At 61.3% G+C, this 19,338-nt stretch carries 18 protein-coding genes; 8 read left to right on the forward strand and 10 right to left on the reverse strand.

What is annotated here, in order from left to right:
* Positions 1-228 precede the first annotated feature (228 nt).
* Positions 229-648 carry a DUF6069 family protein gene (locus tag ATC04_RS13010; RefSeq protein ID WP_047121095.1) on the forward strand — a complete coding sequence of 140 codons (420 nt, stop codon included), beginning with the start codon at positions 229-231 and terminating at the stop codon, positions 646-648.
* A gap of 224 nt (positions 649-872) precedes the next feature.
* Here the strand turns inward: ATC04_RS13010 and ATC04_RS13015 are convergent, their stop codons facing one another.
* Positions 873-1,322 (reverse strand): DUF4282 domain-containing protein, encoded by a 450-nt coding sequence (locus ATC04_RS13015; protein ID WP_052772610.1) that lies wholly within the window; start codon positions 1,320-1,322, stop codon positions 873-875.
* Positions 1,323-1,611: 289 nt separating this feature from the next.
* Here ATC04_RS13015 and ATC04_RS13020 point away from each other — a divergent pair, with 289 nt between their 5' ends.
* Entirely contained in the window at positions 1,612-2,631 is a 1,020-nt protein-coding gene (locus tag ATC04_RS13020; protein WP_047121093.1) for a S66 peptidase family protein, read from the forward strand.
* A 109-nt stretch (positions 2,632-2,740) separates the two neighbouring features.
* Here the strand turns inward: ATC04_RS13020 and ATC04_RS13025 are convergent, their stop codons facing one another.
* Complete coding sequence (locus ATC04_RS13025) at positions 2,741-3,838, reverse strand: alanine--glyoxylate aminotransferase family protein (protein ID WP_047121092.1); 1,098 nt, start codon at positions 3,836-3,838, stop codon at positions 2,741-2,743.
* A 117-nt stretch (positions 3,839-3,955) separates the two neighbouring features.
* Positions 3,956-4,465 (reverse strand): DUF2127 domain-containing protein, encoded by a 510-nt coding sequence (locus ATC04_RS13030; RefSeq protein ID WP_047121091.1) that lies wholly within the window; start codon positions 4,463-4,465, stop codon positions 3,956-3,958.
* Positions 4,466-4,965: 500 nt separating this feature from the next.
* Here ATC04_RS13030 and ATC04_RS13035 point away from each other — a divergent pair, with 500 nt between their 5' ends.
* Positions 4,966-5,709 (forward strand): type 1 glutamine amidotransferase domain-containing protein, encoded by a 744-nt coding sequence (locus ATC04_RS13035; protein WP_047121090.1) that lies wholly within the window; start codon positions 4,966-4,968, stop codon positions 5,707-5,709.
* A 74-nt stretch (positions 5,710-5,783) separates the two neighbouring features.
* Here the strand turns inward: ATC04_RS13035 and rpsO are convergent, their stop codons facing one another.
* The 6 genes from rpsO to truB form a co-directional block, all read right to left on the reverse strand.
* Entirely contained in the window at positions 5,784-6,053 is a 270-nt protein-coding gene (rpsO, locus tag ATC04_RS13040) for a 30S ribosomal protein S15 (RefSeq protein ID WP_047121089.1), read from the reverse strand.
* Positions 6,054-6,158: 105 nt separating this feature from the next.
* Positions 6,159-6,944 (reverse strand): class I SAM-dependent methyltransferase, encoded by a 786-nt coding sequence (locus ATC04_RS13045; RefSeq protein WP_047121088.1) that lies wholly within the window; start codon positions 6,942-6,944, stop codon positions 6,159-6,161.
* Positions 6,945-6,949: 5 nt separating this feature from the next.
* Positions 6,950-7,903 (reverse strand): bifunctional riboflavin kinase/FAD synthetase, encoded by a 954-nt coding sequence (locus tag ATC04_RS13050; protein WP_047121087.1) that lies wholly within the window; start codon positions 7,901-7,903, stop codon positions 6,950-6,952.
* Between the two features lie 66 nt (positions 7,904-7,969).
* Positions 7,970-8,437, reverse strand: coding sequence for a hypothetical protein (locus ATC04_RS13055; RefSeq protein ID WP_197413534.1), 468 nt, complete (start codon positions 8,435-8,437; stop codon positions 7,970-7,972).
* Between the two features lie 10 nt (positions 8,438-8,447).
* A complete protein-coding gene (locus ATC04_RS13060) occupies positions 8,448-8,801 on the reverse strand; it encodes a hypothetical protein (RefSeq protein ID WP_047121207.1) in 354 nt (117 codons plus the stop codon).
* 48 nt (positions 8,802-8,849) lie between these two features.
* On the reverse strand, positions 8,850-9,773 hold the full coding sequence (gene truB, locus ATC04_RS13065) for a tRNA pseudouridine(55) synthase TruB (RefSeq protein WP_082124099.1): 924 nt from the start codon (positions 9,771-9,773) through the stop codon (positions 8,850-8,852).
* A gap of 581 nt (positions 9,774-10,354) precedes the next feature.
* Here truB and ATC04_RS13070 point away from each other — a divergent pair.
* Entirely contained in the window at positions 10,355-11,476 is a 1,122-nt protein-coding gene (locus tag ATC04_RS13070) for a ScyD/ScyE family protein (RefSeq protein WP_052772609.1), read from the forward strand.
* A gap of 253 nt (positions 11,477-11,729) precedes the next feature.
* Here ATC04_RS13070 and ATC04_RS13075 read toward each other — a convergent pair whose 3' ends face one another.
* Positions 11,730-13,670: a DUF222 domain-containing protein gene (locus ATC04_RS13075; protein ID WP_047121085.1), complete on the reverse strand. Its 1,941-nt coding sequence runs from the start codon at positions 13,668-13,670 to the stop codon at positions 11,730-11,732.
* Between the two features lie 352 nt (positions 13,671-14,022).
* Here ATC04_RS13075 and argE point away from each other — a divergent pair, with 352 nt between their 5' ends.
* The 4 genes from argE (at position 14,023) to ATC04_RS19900 (ending at position 19,219) form a co-directional block, all read left to right on the forward strand.
* Positions 14,023-15,192 carry an acetylornithine deacetylase gene (gene argE, locus ATC04_RS13080; protein WP_047121084.1) on the forward strand — a complete coding sequence of 390 codons (1,170 nt, stop codon included), beginning with the start codon at positions 14,023-14,025 and terminating at the stop codon, positions 15,190-15,192.
* Positions 15,189-16,466, forward strand: coding sequence for an MFS transporter (locus ATC04_RS13085; protein ID WP_047121083.1), 1,278 nt, complete (start codon positions 15,189-15,191; stop codon positions 16,464-16,466). The genes argE and ATC04_RS13085 overlap by 4 nt, the downstream gene beginning before the upstream one ends.
* A gap of 1,049 nt (positions 16,467-17,515) precedes the next feature.
* Complete coding sequence (locus ATC04_RS13090) at positions 17,516-19,093, forward strand: sodium:proline symporter (protein WP_353611642.1); 1,578 nt, start codon at positions 17,516-17,518, stop codon at positions 19,091-19,093.
* Positions 19,094-19,219 carry a putative transporter small subunit gene (locus ATC04_RS19900; RefSeq protein WP_047121081.1) on the forward strand — a complete coding sequence of 42 codons (126 nt, stop codon included), beginning with the start codon at positions 19,094-19,096 and terminating at the stop codon, positions 19,217-19,219.
* The last annotated feature ends 119 nt before the right edge of the window (positions 19,220-19,338 follow it).

A 19,338-nucleotide genomic window follows, 5' to 3' on the forward strand; every position in this document is an offset into this window, starting at 1 on the left:
CTCCGGCTCTGTCCCCTTTTCGGGGACAGGGCCATTTTTTGAAACTACCTGGTTTCGACAAAGGGAATATTACCCAACGGTAAAGCGTTTAGGCGCTTTCACTAGGCTTTTTACGTTTAAGTCACGGCGTTGGTGGTGTCGCTCTCACTTCCGCTGAATACCGGGCTTTCCCTTCGGGCGACACGTATGGTGGTGTGGAGAATCCCGCCAACCAGGAGAAAAGAAAACATGAGTGCCGTCATCGCCCGGGCCGAAGCACGACCCAAGTACAGGGTCAGCATGGTCGAACTGCTGATTCTTGCTGTGGGCGCGACAACCGTGAATTCCGCGCTGTACTTCACCGGAATGTCCGCCGGGGCATCTTTCGACGTGACCGGGGCGCCGTTCGACGAAATCACCTACACCCTGGTGAGCGTGGCTAGCTTCGTGCCGATCCTGCTGATGGGCACCGTAGCCCTCTACCTGGGCTGGCTCAAGCCGTCCATCCTTCCGGCAGCCCGCTGGATCGGCGTCATTCTCGCGCTGGGCTCCATCGCCAGCTCCTACGTGGTGACCGACAGCTTTGCCGCGGGCACCTGGCTCGGCCTGATGCATGTCGTCAGCGCCGTCGCCTGGTACGTTGCCGTGGGGCGCAAGTCCGCCCAGTAGCACCGCAGTGACAAGGCCGCGCCACCCCGAAGGGTGGCGCGGTTTTTCTTTGTACCTTCCAGGTCGCTGGCATTGGGCTGGAGGAGGCATCTGCCATCCAACAGGCGGCGCACAGCATGTTTCACAGCATTCAACGAAGGCTACATTCGGCCGCCACAAGGGCTGACCGGCGCGAGAGTTGGCGGCGCGAGAGTTGGCGGCGCGTCTAGAGCTGGGTCATGAACTTACTGCTTGTAAGGGTTCGGAGGCGTCTCGGGGCCGTTGCCCGAATTGGGGCCAGCAGGTGGCTGGTTGCCGGTGGCGCCCGGGCCAGGAGTCCCCGAGGCTCGCGGTGCCGAAGGACCTGTTGGAGGAATCGGATTAATCTGGAATGAACCTTGATCGCTCGGTGGAGTCCCGCCGGCCAACCGCACGAGCTCTGCGGTGTTTTCCGCCGTGCGGATCTGCGCAAGCAGTGATTCCAGACCGGCGCGCGCAAGTACCAGATAAATCAGGCAGAACAGCGGGCCAATCAGAATCAAGACGACGAAGCCGAATGCGCCATTGGCGCGGAAGCTGGCTATCACGAAGGCAAGATAGCTCACGATCAGCAAGAGCATGATCAGGATGTAAACGATCTTGATGATCGACGGAGTGACGAATTTGCGGAAGTCTAAATCGAATAGCGCTTTCACGAATGGACCTGCTTTCTCAATGCAGTAAGGATGCTACCGCCGAGACTACCCAACAAATATTCTGTTGATAAGAGGATTCAGAAGAATTTTCCATCTGTTGAATCAAATATCAGAGTGAAATTCCAAAAGGGACCCTGCTCGTGAAATATCCAATGCCCCAAGTACAGGCTGTTGACGGGAAATTTCTATGTACCTAGGGGCAGCCGCCATTGCAGGCTATTCAACGAAATCGCTCCAGCGTTTTTTGTTCTCGACTTCCAATAGGGAGTCGCATGCCTAGGATGAGACCATGAGCGATATTCCCAAGCCCCCGATGATTCCCCGGCGTCTGGCCTCGGGTTGCACGGTGCGAGCCATCGCTCCGTCCTGCTCCCGAGCCTATGTGATGCACCACGACAATACGCAGTGGATCAACGAGCGCTTCACCGCCATGGGGCTCCGGCTGCAGTATGGTGAGCACGTCGATGAGCTGGACGATTTCGACAGCTCCCCCATCGCTTCCCGTCTGGCCGACCTGCACGCCGCGTTCGCGGATCCGGAAGTCGACGGGATCATCAGCGTCATCGGCGGGTTCAACGCCAACGAGTTGCTGCCCTACCTGGACTGGGACCTCATTGCCGCAAATCCCAAGGTCTTTTGCGGCTATTCGGACTTCACCGTACTTGCCAACGCCATCTACGCCAGAACCGGCTTGATCACCTACGTCGGAGCTCACTGGTCCTCCTTCGGGATGCGTGACCATTTCGAGCCAACCGGCCAGTGGTTCCGGCAGGCAACCCACGAAATGTCCTGGTCCATCGAGCACGGCACGGAGTTTACCGACGACCTGTGGTTCATGGACCAGGAACACCGCATCATACATGGCACCGACGGCCCATGGATTATTAATCCCGGGCAGACAACAGGCCGGGTAATCGGAGGCAACCTCGGCACGCTGAGGCTGCTGCAGGGCGGCGACATGATGCCCGAGTTGGCTGGCTCGCTGCTATTCCTCGAGGACGACGGCGCCGCAGACGCCGATGAATTCGCGCGCAGCCTCGCCTCGTTGCTGCAGATGCCAGGGGCTGAAAAGATCCGGGGCCTTGCCATCGGCAGGTTTCAGCTCGAATCCAAGATCACTAGGTCGCTGCTGGAACAGGTACTCGCCAAGCATCCGCGGCTGTCCTCCGTGCCGGTAGTCGCCAATCTGGACTTCGGGCACACCAGCCCGATGTTCACCCTGCCCATCGGCGGCTGGGCCACGCTCGATACCGACAACGGCAGCGTCCGGCTGGACTTTGCCCACCATCCCGACGGGCTCGCCGACTGATTTCCGGCCGGAAAGGCAGCAACGGGCTGGCGCCCGCCGAATTCCTTCGGCGGGCGCCAGCCCGTCAACCTTGTGTGCCGTGGATTGCAGCACCAACGCGGTGTTGCAGCTATGCCTTGTCGATGGCTTCCTTCAAGGTCGACAGCAGCAGCGCCACCGATGAAGGATTGGCATTGGGGCCCATCAGCCCGATGCGCCACACCGTATTTGCGTACTGTCCCACGCCGCCGCCGATCTCGATATTGAACCGCTCCAGCAGGTAGCCCCGGACCTTGGCAGAATCCACATTCTCGGGAACCTTCACCGTGGTCAGCTGCGGCAGGCGGTAGCCCTCCGCCGCGAACAGCTCCAGGCCCATCTCCTGCAGGCCGTCCTGCAGAGCCGTACCGGCAGCCTGGTGGCGCGCAGTCACCGAGTCAAGACCCTCGCTGAGGATGCGATCAAGGCCTGCTTCCAGCGAAGCCACCATGGCCACTGGCGCCGTGTGGTGGTAAGTTCGGCCTCCGCCGGTGGAACCGGTGGTGTATCCGCCCAGCAGTCCCAAGTCCAGGTACCAGGACTGCGGCTTCTGCACCCGGCGCTCGAAGGCGCGGTCCGAAATGGTGAACGGCGCCAGTCCGGGTGCCACGCCGATGCACTTCTGGGTGCCGGCATAACCAACGTCGATGCCCCATTCGTCGGCGAGCACGGGCATGCCGCCGATGGACGTCACCGCGTCAGTGATCAACAGAGCGTCGCCCTTGATGGCACCCAACGCGGCGATGTCGGACAGCACTCCGGTGCTCGTCTCGGCGTGGACTCCGGCGATCACCGTCGGATTCGGGTGGGCCTCGGCCACTCGCTGCGCATCGATCGGAGTTCCATACTCGTGGTCTACCCGGACAACCTCGGCACCCACGCGCGAAGCCACCTCGCACATACGCTCGCCAAACAGGCCGTTGATGGCGATCACTGCCACATCACCCGGGTTGATGGTGTTCACGAAGGCGGCTTCCATGCCTGCGGACCCGGTGGCGCTCAGCGGCAGGGTTCGGGCGTTGGACGTACCCCACAGGGTGCGCAGCGATTCGCAGACCCGGTCCATGCGGGCAATGAATGCCGGGTCAAGGTGTCCGAGCAACGGCAGGCCAAGGGCCGCGGTGGCCTCCGGGTACGGGTTGCTGGGACCAGGGCCGAAAAGTTGACGCTGAAGAACTGGCTGGGTCATGACGACTCGCTTTCTTGACACGGTGAAGCTCGAACGTGCCTCAAGCCTAACGCCGGTCACCAGTCAAAACGAAAGTTAACTTCCGTATGACAATAATTCCACAGTTCAAAGAATCCGCTAAACGTCGATATTTCCGTGATTCTGCCTGTGGCGGCGCTGAATTCGATATTCGCGTCTCGTGAGCCAAACAATGAACACGTCGAAGAGCGTCAGTGCCAGCAGACCAACGCTGAAACCGACAATCAGTTCGTAGCTCTGGTAACCAATGAAAATCAGCAGGAAAGCAATCATCCACGGATAGGCCCAGAGTTTGTCTAGCAACACTGCCCAGACCAATACCACCTTGACGATCCCGTGAAGCAATAGATAGGCGGCGAGAAACCATGAGCCCGATACAGTCAGCGACCCGCTGGCATGGAGCAGGAAGTTGGCAATCAGGTCCCCGGGATCCTCAGAGAGTTCATGCTGCGTGAGTATTCTGGCCAATGTATCCAGCTGGTCGGGATTGAACAGGAGAAAGAGCCCGCCGCCGACGATTTCCAGGAGACCGTCGATGCCTTTGAAGAGCAGTCCTACCCGAAAGATCCAGTCAAGAACCTGTGCACGGTGCTGGTGCTTTCCGGCCATTTCCAAGCCCTCCCGTCACCTACACCATTCGACGAACTGCCACTGATTCGGATTCTGTCACATTCCCACCGCCCCACCGCGCGCTTGATGAATCATCGCAAGCTCAGCGCTGGAGCATTCCCCAACACAACTTTCGTGCATGGTTGCTTGGTGAACTGTTTTTCTGATCAATTTTTTTGATCAGATTCTTGGACCGGTAAACAACAAGCACGACCGGAACAAACATGGTTTTCGAGCAGAATCATTGATCAGAAATCTTGCTCAGGCCCTCCGCACTGGACACAGAGCGTGGTTTTCGAACAGAATTCCTGATCAAAAAATCTTGATCAGATTCTCGGGCTCGACCGCAAAAGACCTGCACCGAATGCCGCCAGAGGTCCGTCCTGGACATCAAAGCCGGATATCAGCTCTCAATGACCTAGCTGGCAAGTCCCTCCAATTCCTTGAATCACCGGGAACCATCAACAAGGCTGGGGATACAAAAGCGAAAGGAGCACACCTTGAAGAAAATCCTCATGGTCCTTACCAGCGTTTCAGAACTCGGTGATACCGGAGAACCGACCGGCTACAACGTCGCCGAAGCTGCCCACCCGTGGAAGGTCTTCCGCGACTCCGGGCACTTTGTGGATTTCGCATCCATCAAGGGAGGTCAGCCACCGCGGGACGCCGTGGATGCCTCGGACCCGATTCAGGTGGCATTTACCCAGGATGAAACAACCCGTGCCGGTTTGTACAACACCGCCAGGGTTGAAGTCATAGACCCGCAGCAGTACGACGCGGTCTATCTTGTCGGCGGCCACGGCACCATGTGGGACTTCCCGAACAACGAAGGCCTGCAGAAGCTGATTTCAAGCATCTATCTCAAGGGCGGCATCGTCGGTGCGGTCTGCCACGGCCCGGCTGGGTTGCTTGATGTGGAACTCGACCACGGCATGAAGCTGCTGACGGGCAAGCATGTCGCCGCCTTCACGAATTCGGAGGAGATCACGGTGGGCAAGGAGAAGATCGTCCCGTTCCTGCTGGCGGACCGCTTGGAGGAGCAGGGAGCCACCCACGTGGCAGCGGACGACTTCGAGGAGAACGTCCAGGTCTCCGACCGGCTGGTGACAGGACAGAATCCTGCTTCCGCCGGAGGCGTAGCCAAAGAAATGGAAAAGCTGCTGGCCGAGGTGATTCACCACGAGAAGGCTGCAGCAGCCGAAGCGGAAGAAGCCGCTGAAGCCGCCACCCAGCCAGCTGAGTAGCCGCTTCCTCACCGGCAGATGCGAAAACCCCCGATTCCGGCAGGAATCGGGGGTTTCGGCTGAACAGCCGGAGACTACTTGCGCAGGCCCAGACGCTCGATCAGCGAACGGTAACGCTCGATGTCGGTGTTCTTGAGGTAGCCGAGCATACGACGACGACGACCAACCAGAGCCATCAGGCCACGGCGGGTGTGGTGATCATGCTTGTGCATCTTCAGGTGCTCGGTCAGGTCCGAAATACGACGGGACATAACGGCGATCTGAACCTCAGGCGAACCGGTGTCACCCTCGTGGGTGGCGTAAGCCTTGATGATTTCGTTCTTGATTGCGGCATCCAGTGCCATAACAAACTCCTAGAGTTGGACCGCGTTTCATTCAAATGCGAGCGTCAGACGCTCGCGGTGGCATCTCGCAACCGCGGACTGCAGCGAAGGCCATCAATAATCATATCATCGACGGGTGCGCCGACGCGCCCTCCAGGCATGCGTGAGATAGGGCACCTGCACCTTCGTCTCGGCGGCATGGCCCAGATGCTCCATCCAGTACCAGGCGAGGTTCGCTTCGACCTTGGCACGGGTGGATTCGTTGGCTCGCCGGTAGTAGCTGCGGGACTTGGTGAGTTCGACGATCTGAGCGAAATCCAGTTCCATAGACCAGTGCCAGATCCCGTGCTCGGGTTTTGAGAACTGCGTCCCCAACGGCGGCTCCAGCTCCGGCCGGTGGACGTCGCCCGCGTGCATGATCCGTGCCAGCCGGTGCACCCACGGAACGGTGACATCCAGCTGATTCCACAGCAACGTCAGCCAGCCGTCGCTGCGCAGCAGTCGCGCCGCCTCGGCGCTGGCTTTGGGGTGGTCCACCCAGTGCCAGGCCTGGGCGTAGGTGACCAGGTCGAAAGCGTCCCCGGGAAGCCCGGTATTCTCCCCCGCGGCGCAGGTGCTCACCACCTGCGGCAGGCGTTCGGCCAGCACCCGGAGCATGTCGGCGGACGGGTCAACCGCGCTGACCTCCAGTCCTCGGCCCGCGAGCTGCTCGGTGAAGATGCCCGAGCCGCAGCCGATGTCCACTACTGTCTTCGGATGCGCTTGCAACGTGAAGTCCAGCGCCTGCTCCGGATAGGAGGGGCGGATATTGTCGTAGCTGTCCGCCCCGTGCTGGAAGGCGGAGGCCAGGTCGGTGCGCCGCGCGGCGTCGACAGTGAAGGCGCGCCGCGGCAGCGAGGGAATTTCAGCCATCGAGCCTAGTGCTGCTCCAGCGCCAGGACCGCGCGGGCCTGCTCGACGTCCTCGGCCATCTGGTCGATCAGGGCCTCGATGCCGCGGTAGGCGACCATCGGGCGCAGGTGCGAGACGAATTCGACGATGACCTGCTGCCCGTAGAGGTCGAAGTCCTCGACGCCCTCGTCCGGGCGGTCCATGACGTGGGCTTCCACGACGCGGGAGATGCCTTCGAAGGTCGGGTTGGAGCCCACAGAAATCGCGGCAGGCCAGCGCACGTCGGCCTCGTCGACCAGCCAGCCGGCGTACACGCCGTCGGCCGGGATGATGCCGGAGGCGTCGGAGGACAGGTTCGCAGTCGGGAAACCAAGTTCCCGGCCGCGGGCGGCCCCGTGGACCACTTCACCGCGCATGCGGTGCGGGCGGCCGAGGATCGAGGCGGCGGCTTCGACGTTGCCGGCGGCCAGTTCCTCGCGCACCCAGGTGGAGGACAGGCGGCGCTTGTCGCCCACGTCGTCCACGCCGATGACGTCGAAGCCGTACTTCCGGCCCAGTTCCTGCATGAACTCGAAGTCGCCGGAGTTGTTGCGGCCGAAGCGCACGTCATGGCCCACCACGACGGCGGTGGCGTGCAGCGTGTCCACGATGATGGACTTCACGAATTCCTCGGCGCTCTGGTCCGCGAATTCCAGGGTGTAGTGGATCATCAGGACGGCGTCCAGGCCCACACTGGCCAGGGTGTCCACGCGGTCGGCGAGACCCATGATCAATTCCGGTGCGCTGTCCGGGCGGTGCACCAATGCCGGGTGGGGTTCAAAGGTGATGGCCACCGACTTGGCCGCCCGCTGCTTCGCCAGCGAGACGACGGCGTCCAGGACTTCGCAGTGTCCCAGATGGACCCCGTCGAAGTTGCCAATGGTCACAACGGTGGGAGCCACGTCAGTGGGGACTGCGTCCAGGCCCTTCCAATAGTGCACTTTGCTCCTTTATGGGTACTTTCCTCGGCAGATCAAAAAACCCGCCGAAGCAATTCTTACACGGGTTTAGCTGTGACGCTCACTACGATTACGGTACAGCCACCACAGGCCGATGATCGGAAGCACCAGCGGAATGTATCCGTAGCCTTCTCCGAAACCGCTCCACACCGACGGGTGGGCGAAGATCTCGGGGTGGGTCAGCGACAGCGTGCCGACCACCAGCACTCCGACCAGCTCGATGCTCACGGCCCACAGCGACACCATCCACGCGCGCGGCTTGGCCGAGGACAGCGAGAAGGTTGCGACGAAGTAGATCAGGCCGGAAATCAGCGACAGCACGTAGGCTTCCGGGGCTTCGTCGAACTTGCTCACAATTTGGTAGACGGCGCGCACCGTCGCAGCCAGGGCGAGGATGCCGTAGACCGCGATGATGACCCGGCCCAGGCCGGTGGTGCGGCTGGGCTTGGGTCCGTCAGCGGTTTTCTTGGCTTCGGCCGCCTGCAGGATGCACGAATTGCGTGGCTTCTGACTCATGTGGAGGCTCCTACTGCCAGATCTGTTCCATGCGGAACAACATTACGAACGTGACCAGTGCCGAAGCCGCGAGCAAGGCGTTTGACCAGCGGCTTTTCTCGCTGACGGCCCAGAAGAACGCGATCGGCGGCATGATCAGCGCGGTGATGAAGTAGCCCCAGAACTCGATCGGGTCTCCTGCCACAGCATCTCCCCCGGCCTGGCGGATGGCCGCGGCAATGCCGTAGACGATCAGGAACACCTCGGTGGCGATCGCGCCGACCAGGGCCCAGTCGTCAGGGTGCTTGCGGATGAGCGTGGCGATCACCGCGACAAGCAGCGCTACCGCGCAGACAATCGCGCCGGCGACGAAAAAGCCGTTCATGACAATCAAAAGGGCAATCCTCCCTGGATTACGTTCCGGGTCCGCGGCTTACTTGGCGGTGAAAACCAGCGTGGTGCGGGCCTTGTCGCCCTTGTCTTCCAGCAGCGCGACCAGCACGCCGTTGGGCGCGAAAGCGGCCACGGGCTGGTCTGCCGCGACGTCCATGGTCTTGGATGACGCAGCGATGGGGCGGCCGAAGGACAGCTCGACTGCTTCGTCGACGCTCACGGTGCGGTTCGGGAAGATCGCCGCGGCAGCCTTTTCCAGGGGCAGGATCTCGAACTCCTGCGCCAGTTGCTCTAGGGTGCGGGCCAGCTCGATCTTGTACGGGCCGACTTCGGTGCGGCGCAGCGCGGTCAGGTGGCCGCCGACGTTCAAGGCTTCGCCCAGGTCGCGGGCCAGGGCGCGGATGTAGGTACCCGAAGTGCAGGAGACGGTGACGTCCACATCCAGGATCTTGCCGCCATTCTCGCGGCGGATCTCGTGGATGTCGAAGCGCTTGATCGTCACCGGGCGGGACTTCAATTCCACCTGCTCGCCGGCGCGAACGCGCGCATAGGAGCGCTTGCCGTCGACCTTGATCGCAGAAACCTGGCTCGGGACCTGCTGGATGTCCCCGCGCAGCTTGGCCACCTCGCGCTCGATGTCCTCGTCGGTCACCGCAGCGGCGATGCGCTCGGAGACGATATCGCCCTCGGCGTCGTCGGTAACGGTGCTCTGGCCCAGGCGAATGGTGGCGGTGTAGGTCTTGTCGTGGCCGACGATGTAAGTGAGCAGGCGGGTAGCCTTGTTGACGCCGATGACCAGCACGCCAGTGGCCATGGGATCCAGCGTTCCGGCATGCCCGACCTTGCGGGTGCCCGCCAGCCGGCGGATGCGACCAACCACATCGTGGGAGGTCATGCCCTGTTCTTTATCGACTAGTACGAGGCCAGAGGCCTGCTCTTCAGTGTTCTGCCCGGCTTTACTCACGCGTTCCAGTATAGGCGCTGCCCCGGTCATTAGCCTGTTTGGGACGCAGATGTGGTCGATCCCATCACCAGCGCGCTGTCGGCCCATCAGGCCCGGAAAACACCGCGTTGAGTTCGGCTGTGCGATAGCGCGCCAACGCGATGCCGGCTGCAACACACCCCCCTGCGCTGCCGAGCGCTGGTCCCACGCCGTCCGCGCAGCGAAGAATGAACAAAAAATATGTTCACGCCGGAATTTCTGCAGACCTCAACGACGTCCCGGATCCTGGGCCGGAACCAAAGGTTACTGCTCGGAAACGATTGACCGGCGACGTCAACACTCCTAAACTCTAACCACTTGCGTGGTTTTATCACGCCTGTGACGTTGGGGACGAGGTGGCTGGGGCACTTCGCCGCGAGCCGCCTCGCACGGCTTCCACTCACTCGCAAAATTCTTGGGGCTATCAAAAACTGTTCCCTGTGGCCGCGCGCCATCAGGGGAGTATTTGCGCATGATGACTTCCACGGATCTTGCGGGTGACGATCCACAGCGCGCGATCCCTGTGATGGATCGCGAGTCACCAGCAAGGCAAGGAACACCCCATGAAATTCCGTGCATTCGCAGCTGTTGCTGCGGGGGCGCTTCTGGCAACAACGTTGAACATCGCCCCGGCACAAGCCGGCGGTGACTCCCACCATAACTCCCGGACGACGGTGCAGCATGTCGAAACCCTCATCGAGGGGCTCGGCGGGCCGTTGAAAGTGGCCTATGGATCCCACGGCAACATCCTGGTCGCAGAATCTTTCGCCGGCATGTTGTCGTCGGTGGCATCGGACGGAACCAAAAAGGTTCTGGCTTCTGCGCCGGGTAAGGAAATCGGAGCCGTGTCGTACTCTCGCGGCACCACCTACTACTTTGAAAACGTGGCGGGCACCGATGAAAATCCAGAGGCCATCGGCCCGGCAATGCTCAAGTCCATCAGCCACCATGGCAAGACCCGGACCATCACCGACATGACCAAGTGGGAAGTCAAGCTCAACCCGGACGGTAAGACCGTCTACGGTGTGCGCGACGCCCCTCAGACCTGTCTGGATCAAGCTCCGTGGATGCAATCCACCGGCGAGGTCTATTCCCATCCGTATTCCACCGCCGTGTCGCGCGGCAATGTCTATGTGGGCGACGCGGGCGGCAACGCACTGTGGAAGGTAAATTCACACGGCAAGGCGAGCGTAGTCAAGGTGCTCCCCGCCGAACCTGTTGTGATCGATGAGGCAGCCGTCGCTGCAGCCGCAGAAGCAGGACTGACGGTCCCCGATTGCATGATGGGACGCACCTACTGGGCCCAGCCCGTTCCTACCGACATTGAACTTCGAGGCAATTGGCTGTACTACACCGTACTGCCGGGAGCTCCGGGCGAGTCCATGTCCAAGGGCAAGATCTACAAGTTGAATCTCCACAGCAAGAAAAGCTACCTCGTGGCCAGCGGCCTGAGCGCGCCCACCGGCATCGCAGTGGATGATCGCGGAAGCCTCTACGTGACCGAGCTGTTCGGCGGAGGCGTATCCAAGATCGTGAAGGGCAAGGCGGTTAATGTGCTCCCAGCGCAGATGGCCTCCGATGTCGCCATCAGCGGGCACAGGATGGCTGTCAGCACAAACGCGCTGACGCCGTCCGGATCAATAGTCACTGCAACGTTGGGCCACAGCCATCATGGCCATCGCTGAGTGAAATAGGAAACCGAAATCCGTGCAGGTCTCTGGAGAGACCTGCACGGATTTCTCCTGTCCGGAGAATAATCCTGCGTGGGAGCGATGGTGGTCAGAGTGTGATAATTCCAAGTCGATTAATCTATCCGCAAAGAGTATGAAACTTGTAGCGGTTGCTTGCGAAGCTCTGGATCTGCCAGACGACCCGTCAACGATCTCAAGATCCCCCGGACCGAAGTCTGCGCATACTCTGTCTACCCATCAACAGGAATTAGGCAGCGGTGTAGAGCCGGTTCCGCTGCGGTATCTGCAACGGATCCACATGCTTCGGGAACAAGATATACGCCAATCCCCCGATCTTGACCAAGGTCAGCAACCCGGCATGGATCGCCAAATGATGCCGACGGCACAAACACGACGCATTACGGCAACTGGTCTGCCCGCCATGCTCCCACCAATCATCATGATGGCACTCAAGCATCTCCGGCGGCGCGGTGCACCCGGGCACAATACACCCCCGATCCCGGGCCAACGCGGCCCGCTTGATCGCCTCGGTGAAGAACCGCTGGGTCCGCCCCACATCCAAGGGCTGCCCGTCGGGCCCGAAGATCACCCGGTAAATCGCTCCCTCACACATCAGCCTCCCGGTCTCCGCCGCGTCGAGCCCCACCCCGTGATCCGTGGTCGAGGTGAGCTTTTCGGGGTGCCGCAAATCCTCCAAGGCCTTGAGCTGGATGTGGATCCCGACCCGCGGCGCGATGGTCTTCGCCCCCGGCCCCTGATGACCGGAGCTGAGGGCTGCGAGGAACGCGTTCAACCGGCGCTGGGCCGGCGGCACGTCCGCGTCGCCGCCCAACTCCGGGTCCTGATCGCTGTACTCGGTCCGCGGCTGCCCGGCGGCATCCCCGAAGCCATGGCTTGCATCCTCGTGGCCGGTTTCCGCACCCCCGGAATCGTGGCCTTCCTGGCCCTCGGAGGACTCCTGAGCGTGCTGGCTCTTCGAGGACTCCGGGGAATCGTGGCCCTCCGAGGAGCCCGGGGAGCCTTTGCCCGCGCTATGCCACGTATCAAAGTCAATGAGATTCTCCCGGCCTTCCTCGGCCGGGCCGCCACCAGTGCCGCCATCGGGGACGGGACCGGCATCGGGGCTGCTGTCGGGGCCGGAATTGATGCCGGCCCAGTCAGGAGCCGGGGCATCCGAACTAAACAACGGATCGGTCTGCACCTCGCCGCGTTCTATTGCCTCGGCGTCCGCAGCCGAGCGGTCGGGGTTCGAGGAACCAGGCCGGGCGGCCCGGGCGGCCCGGGCGGCCTTGCCGGCCTGGGTGCGCGGGTTGTCCGCCTGCCCCATCAACGAGCGCAACTGCTCGGCCTGCTCCCCCGCCGCACGCAGGTCGTAGCAGTCCACCCCGGTGCGGGTGCCGCGGAAGAAGATCCCGGTCTCCGGGGCTCGTTGCTTGCCGTGCTCGCGCCGGTAGTCGGAGATCAAGGTGGAAACCTGTTTCTCGCTGGTGGTGCGGTTCGGCTCGGCCAAGGCGGCGAGCACGTGCTCTTCCATGAGTGCCCCGTCGGCGTGCCGGGCGGTCGGCGGCAGCGGGAGCCCCTCGAAGCAGGTGTCGGCCGGTTCGAACTTGTCCAGCGCCCGGGCCGCCTGCGCGATCCGGCGCGGGTCCACGGCTCCCGGAGCCTGGTACAGCCGGGCCAGCCCGGCCAGCCGCGGGGTCAGCGTGCCGCCGTCCATGGCGCGGCGGGCGATCAGCAGGTGCGCATCGTGCAGCCGGGACGCGGCCCCGTAGTAGTTCAACCCCAGCCAGGCCGCGGCGAAGTCCGCGGTGCTGGTGTAGTGGGCGCGGCCCGCGTGCAGGCGCGGAGCGGCCGTCAGGTCCAGCTGCCGGTAGGCGTGCTGCTCCCCGGCTTGGCGCAGGGCGTCCAGCTCGTCGTCTTCGAGCAGGTGCGCGCCGGTGGATTCCAGATGGATCTGGCTGCGCAGCTGCTCGCGCTGGGTGTAGTGGAACAGCTGCTCGATCAGGTGGGCGTGGGCGGCGGCGACCCGAGGGTCCTCGATGCCGTGCAGGGCTTCGGAGAGCTTCACCAGCAGGGCGCAGCACGAGGCCATGACCTCGAGCACCGCGGCGGCCGCGCCGCGCGGGATGCTCGTGGTGACGGCGTTGTGCAGGACCTGGAGTGCTGCGGCTAGCTGGTGGATACTCATGAGCCCAGCCTGCGCCGGGTCTACGGGTGGCGGCGGGAGCTGGTTGCGGGGTGTGGAGAAGTCGGGGAAATATTTTTCCACCCACCAGCTGGGCCTCCGTTATCCCAGAAGGACATCACATTGCCGTAATCCTCGATCCATATCACCACGCTGCGCTGGTTCCGACCGCACGTTGACTAGCCCTTTGCGTACTTCTGAATTGGCCGCAAAAGCGAAAATCCGGTGATGTTTCGCTCGCAGCCCATTCAACGTCCTTTGACGATTCGTCCGTTTGGGAAACATATTTTTGTGAGCCCACTCACCCATGACAATATATCTTCAACCAAAGATAAAACCTACATCAAGGAACCTCATGACGCGCCCATCATCGGCAAGCCTTCGCGAGATCAGCGACCTCATTGCCCTCGACACCACTAGCAGGGACACCAACCTGCCGCTGATCGATCTGCTCGAAGCAAAACTTCAAGCGGTCGGAATCGATTCCAAACGGATCTACAACGAAGATCGAAGCAAGGCCAATTTGCTGGCAACCATTCCGGCGGACGATGGAAGCCGCCGCGGGGGCGTGGTCCTCTCCGGCCACACCGACGTCGTCCCGGTCGACGGACAGAACTGGTCCAGCGATCCGTTTACTGTCCATGAGCGTGATGAGAAGCTGTACGGGCGTGGCACCTGCGACATGAAGTCCTACATCGGGGTCATCCTGGGCAAACTGCCCGAGTTCATCTCCGCCAAGCTTTCGCAGCCGATTCACCTCGCATTCTCCTATGACGAAGAAATCGGTTGCGTCGGTGCGGTGAGCCTCGTTGATGAAATCGTGAGCCAGGAACTGGCCCCTCGCGGCTGCTTCGTCGGTGAGCCAAGCAGTATGCGCGCAATCCGCGGGCACAAGTCCATGAATGTTTTCAAGGTTTCCTTCCACGGGGTCGCAGCGCACTCATCGCTGCCCAGCGAAGGACTCAACGCCATCTCCTACGGCCTTCGTTTCGCCAGCTTCGTGGAAGAGATCGCCCATGAGCTGCGGACGGAGGGCCCTTCCGACCCGGCTTTCATCGAACCCACCACGACAATGAACGTGAATCTGATCAACGGTGGAATTGCTGTCAATACGATCCCTTCAGACTGCACAGTGCATTTTGAGTTCCGTTCGCTGGCGGTCGTGGACCGCGAGGCGCTGACCGCCCGAATCAAGAATTTCGCGAGCCAACTGGGCGAAGAAATGCGCGCCCGGAACCCACAGGCATCCATGACCTTCGAGCAGGTAGCAGGTGCCCCGGGCCTGGACACCGCCCCGTCGGAAGAGATCGTCGATCTTGCCGCTCGATGCGGCGCCATCGCCGCCGACGACAAGGTCACCTACGGCACGGAGGCCGGACTGTTCGCCGCCGCAGGCATTCCGACCGTGGTTTGCGGTCCGGGCGACATCGCCCAGGCCCACGCACCGGACGAATTCATTGAACTCGAACAAATCGTTGCCTGCGAAGGATTCATGGATCAACTGATCAAGGAACTTTCCTCATGACCACTTCACCGCAATCCCCGACCACGCAGCAGCTTGCCGACGCACGCAAGGCAGTGATTTCTTCTTCCATCGGCGCAGCCCTGGAATGGTTCGACATCATTGTCTATGCAACCTTCGCCACGACAATCGCCAAATTGTTCTACCCCGAGTCGGATGCAACCTTCGCGCTAATCCTCACATTCGCCACCTTCGCTATTTCCTATGTCATCCGTCCCTTGGGCGGCATGGTTCTGGGCAGCTACGCTGATCGCAAGGGACGCAAAGCTGCGCTGACCCTCACATTGATGCTCATGATGGTCGGCACCTTGATCATGGCCATTGCCCCGACCTACGAAATGGTGGGTGTCTGGGGCGCCTTGATCATCCTGCTCTCACGCCTGCTCCAGGGTTTCTCGGCGGGTGGCGAATTCGGCACCGCCACGGCATTTCTCATTGAAACCGCCCCGCACAAGAAGGCCTTCTACTCCTCCTGGCAGGTCGCGGCACAGGGAGCCTCCATGCTGCTCGCTTCTGCTTTCGGGTTCGTCCTGACTACACAGTTGTCCACCGAGGCCCTGGAGAGCTGGGGATGGCGCGTTCCGTTCTTTGTCGGTTTGCTCATCGGTCCGGTCGGGCTGTACATCCGAGCACGGCTCGAAGAGACCGAAGAATTCATCAAGGTTGAAAAGTCGAAGTCTCCGCTGGGGCAGCTTTTTGCCCACAATTACGGACGGCTTTTGGCCGGAGCAGCGGCGATCGGCGTCGCCACGATCTCTGTCTACATGATTCTCTACATGCCGACATTTGCCGTACAGAATCTGCACATCCCTGCCGATGCCGCATTCCTGGGTGGCGTGGTTGCTGGCATCGTAACGCTGGTCAGCGTGCCGTTCATCGGCCATCTTGCCGACAGGGTGGGGCCAGCGCGCGTTATGACTTGGGCAGCGGTGGCCGCGCTCGTGGGAGCCTGGCCGCTGTTCAAGTTGATGACAGGTAATCCCACAGTTCCAGTCATGATCGTCGTGATCGCTCTGCTGGGTGTCATCATGGCGTTCTACTTCGGTCCACTTCCGGCGCTGATTTCGTCGTTGTTCCCTGCAGCGATTCGCGGATCAGGAATCTCGGTCACGTACAACGTAGGTGTCACCGTACTCGGCGGCATCGCGCCACTCGTGCTCACCTGGCTGATTAGCGCAACCGGTTCCCTGGATGCCCCAAGTTTCTACTACATGGCTATCGCAGTCCTTTCGCTCATCGGACTAGCGGTCATTCGCCTCAGGTACAAGTTGGCGTAGCCGCATAACGTCATTCTCAGGGCCCGCGCTCCTCGAAAATTTTCGGGCAGCGCGGGCCCTTTGTCATGTCAGCGCCAGGTTCACCTGCGGCCCGCCGAATTCCGCCGATCAGAACCTGTTGCCGGCATACGACTGCCGCGAAACAGCCCGACCTTTTCGTCCTCACGGTCGGAGAACAGGGCACGACGCCGTTCCGGCATGACTCCGCGGGAAATATCCACTCTTCAGAATCCAGGTGTTGCGAGCGGGAAATAAACGCCAAAATAATAATTCATTTTCGACAAATTTCAACCCCAGATAACGATTTATCACCATTTTTGAATTATCGAAATAGGAGGCGATGCGACACGAACTAAGTCCTGACTTGAGATACTAATCCGGAGCGATTTGAGCAGAATCCTGTGATTCATGCTACGCTCAAACAGTCGATGATCCCGCCGGATCTACGGCGCTAGTCGGACATGACGAGCTCCACAACACCGGTTTTCCGGTGAACTGCAGGCGCAGGACAGTTGCCGTCTCGACCGAGCGGAGCATCGACGGGTTCTCTGACCGGCTTGAATTTCGCCGTCAATTGGGAAAGAACCGCGCATGAATGGCAATTTTGTCACCGAGCACTTTACTCGGTGCGTTCGATTCAATCAGGATCGAATTCCCAGCCATTCACCAAGTATTAGGCCTCAACTAGGCATGTATGAGGACGACAGCGAACTGACTCAGCGCGCGTAAAAATAGGCTGGTTCTGGAAAGAGATGAGCCGAAGAACGGACGGAGAGTGATTGATGGCCCCAGGGCTTGTGTGCGTCGGCTAATCGAACCCCGCCATCGCAGTGTGCGGGATGAGACGTGCAGAACCATGCACCGCGGAGGATCCTTGTCCGATCCGGTGTCGATTCTCGAACTCGTCGATCCTAAGGAGGTGGAGTGTGAACCCGGAAGCAGTCGGTTTCAGCGCTCTGACCATTGTACTTTTATTGGTCTTGTTTTACGGTGGAACGTTTTTCGTTTCCACTCGCATTGGTAAGAAAAACGAAAATGCCGACGGGTACATGACCGCCGGCAATAAAATCGGCTTCGGCATTTCGGCGGCAAGCATGACCGCTACCTGGATCTGGGCCTCTTCCATGTATGCCTCGGCGTCGTCCGGCTACACCTACGGAATCAGCGGCCCCATCCACTACGGCCTGTGGGGCGCGTTGATGATCCTGTTCATCTACCCCTTCGGCAAGCGCATCCGCAAGGTGGCGCCCAAGGCCCACACGCTGGCCGAGGTCATGTACGTACGCCACGGCCGCTCCAGCCAACTCATGCTGGCAGGGTCCAACGTCGTCGGCTCGGTCATCTCGCTGATGTCCAACTTCATCGCCGGCGGCGTGCTGATTTCGATGCTCTCCCCCTTCAACTTCATCCAGGGCGTATTCGCCGTGGCCGGCGGCGTGCTGCTCTACACCCTGTGGTCGGGGTTCCGCGCTTCGGTGCTCACCGATTTCATGCAGGTCATCGCCATGCTCGGCGCAGTGGCCATCATCGTGCCGTTCATCTTCTTCGCCGCGGGATTCCCCGCCGCGTTCGAGACCGGGGCAGCGAACCTCACCGCGCAGCAGTCGAACTTCTTCTCCTCCGAGGCCTTCCTGAACCAGGGTGCCCCGTACATCGCCGCGGTGCTGGCCTACGCCATCGGCAACCAGACCATCGCCCAGCGGCTGTTCGCGGTGCGCGAGGACCTGATCAAGCCGACCTTCATCACCGCGACCATCGGCTACGGCGCCATGGTCATCGGCGTGGGCATGCTCGGCGTGCTGGCGCTGTATCTGGGCTTCACCCCGACCGGCGGGGATTTGAACAACATCATCCCCGAAATGGCGGCAAGCTACCTCCCGGGCATCCTGTTGGCGCTGTTCTTCATCATGATCATCGGCGCGCTGTCCTCGACCGCCGATTCGGACCTCTCCGCGCTGTCCTCCATCATGATGGCCGACATCTACGGACAGAACATCGCGGGCAAGAAGAAGGCGAACCCGAAAACCATGCTGCTGGTCGGACGGCTGACAATGGTCGCCGCAACAGCCCTGGCCGTCGCTTTGGCCAGCATGCAGATGAACATCCTGGACCTGCTGGTCTTCGTCGGCGCCTTGTGGGGCGCGCTGGTGTTCCCGGTGCTGGCGAGCTTCTACTGGAAGAAGGTCACCAACAAGGCCTTCACCGTTTCGGTGATCGCCGCGCTGGCGGTATTCATTCCGGTGCGTTTCGACCTGATCCCGATGACGGGCATCACCGCCGTGCTGATCGAGCTGCTGGCCATACTGGGCATCGGCATCGTCCTGGGCCTGATGGCCTTCGGCTTCTTCGGCCTGCGCCCGGCAATGGTCATCGGCATCGGGGCCAGCGTGGTCGCCGCGCCGTTCTGCTTCGGCTTCCTGCGCGACTACACGACCCTGTCGGCCTCGCTGGTCGCCTATTCGGTCAGCACCATCATCTGCTATCTCATGTCCTTCAGGTCCACGCAGAACTTCGACTTCGCGGTGATCGCCGAGCGGGCCGGAGACTTCGATACCGGGGAACAGCCGGTCGCTGCAGTGCCTGCCGGCAGCCGCAACTCAACCAGAACAGCCCAGGAGCGTGAATAAATGCTAGCCCTCAGCCTCTACGTCCTCATCTGGCCGGTCATCGTGGCCGTCGTCGCCATCGTCATTTCCAAGGCCTTCATTTCCGAAGCCCGCGAGGCGAAGCGCCGCGGCGAGGACCTGATCTAGGCGCCCCGCCCACTAGCCATACAGCGCGTGCCGGTTCTCCCCCTGCATCGGGGGAGGGCCGGCGCGCGTGCTTCGTGCGGAGGTTGCAAAATTTTTTCGATCCGGTCCAATCCGCACCG

Origin of the sequence: Arthrobacter sp. YC-RL1 (genome assembly GCF_001454985.1) — a bacterium.
GTDB classification, from domain to species: domain Bacteria; phylum Actinomycetota; class Actinomycetes; order Actinomycetales; family Micrococcaceae; genus Glutamicibacter; species Glutamicibacter soli.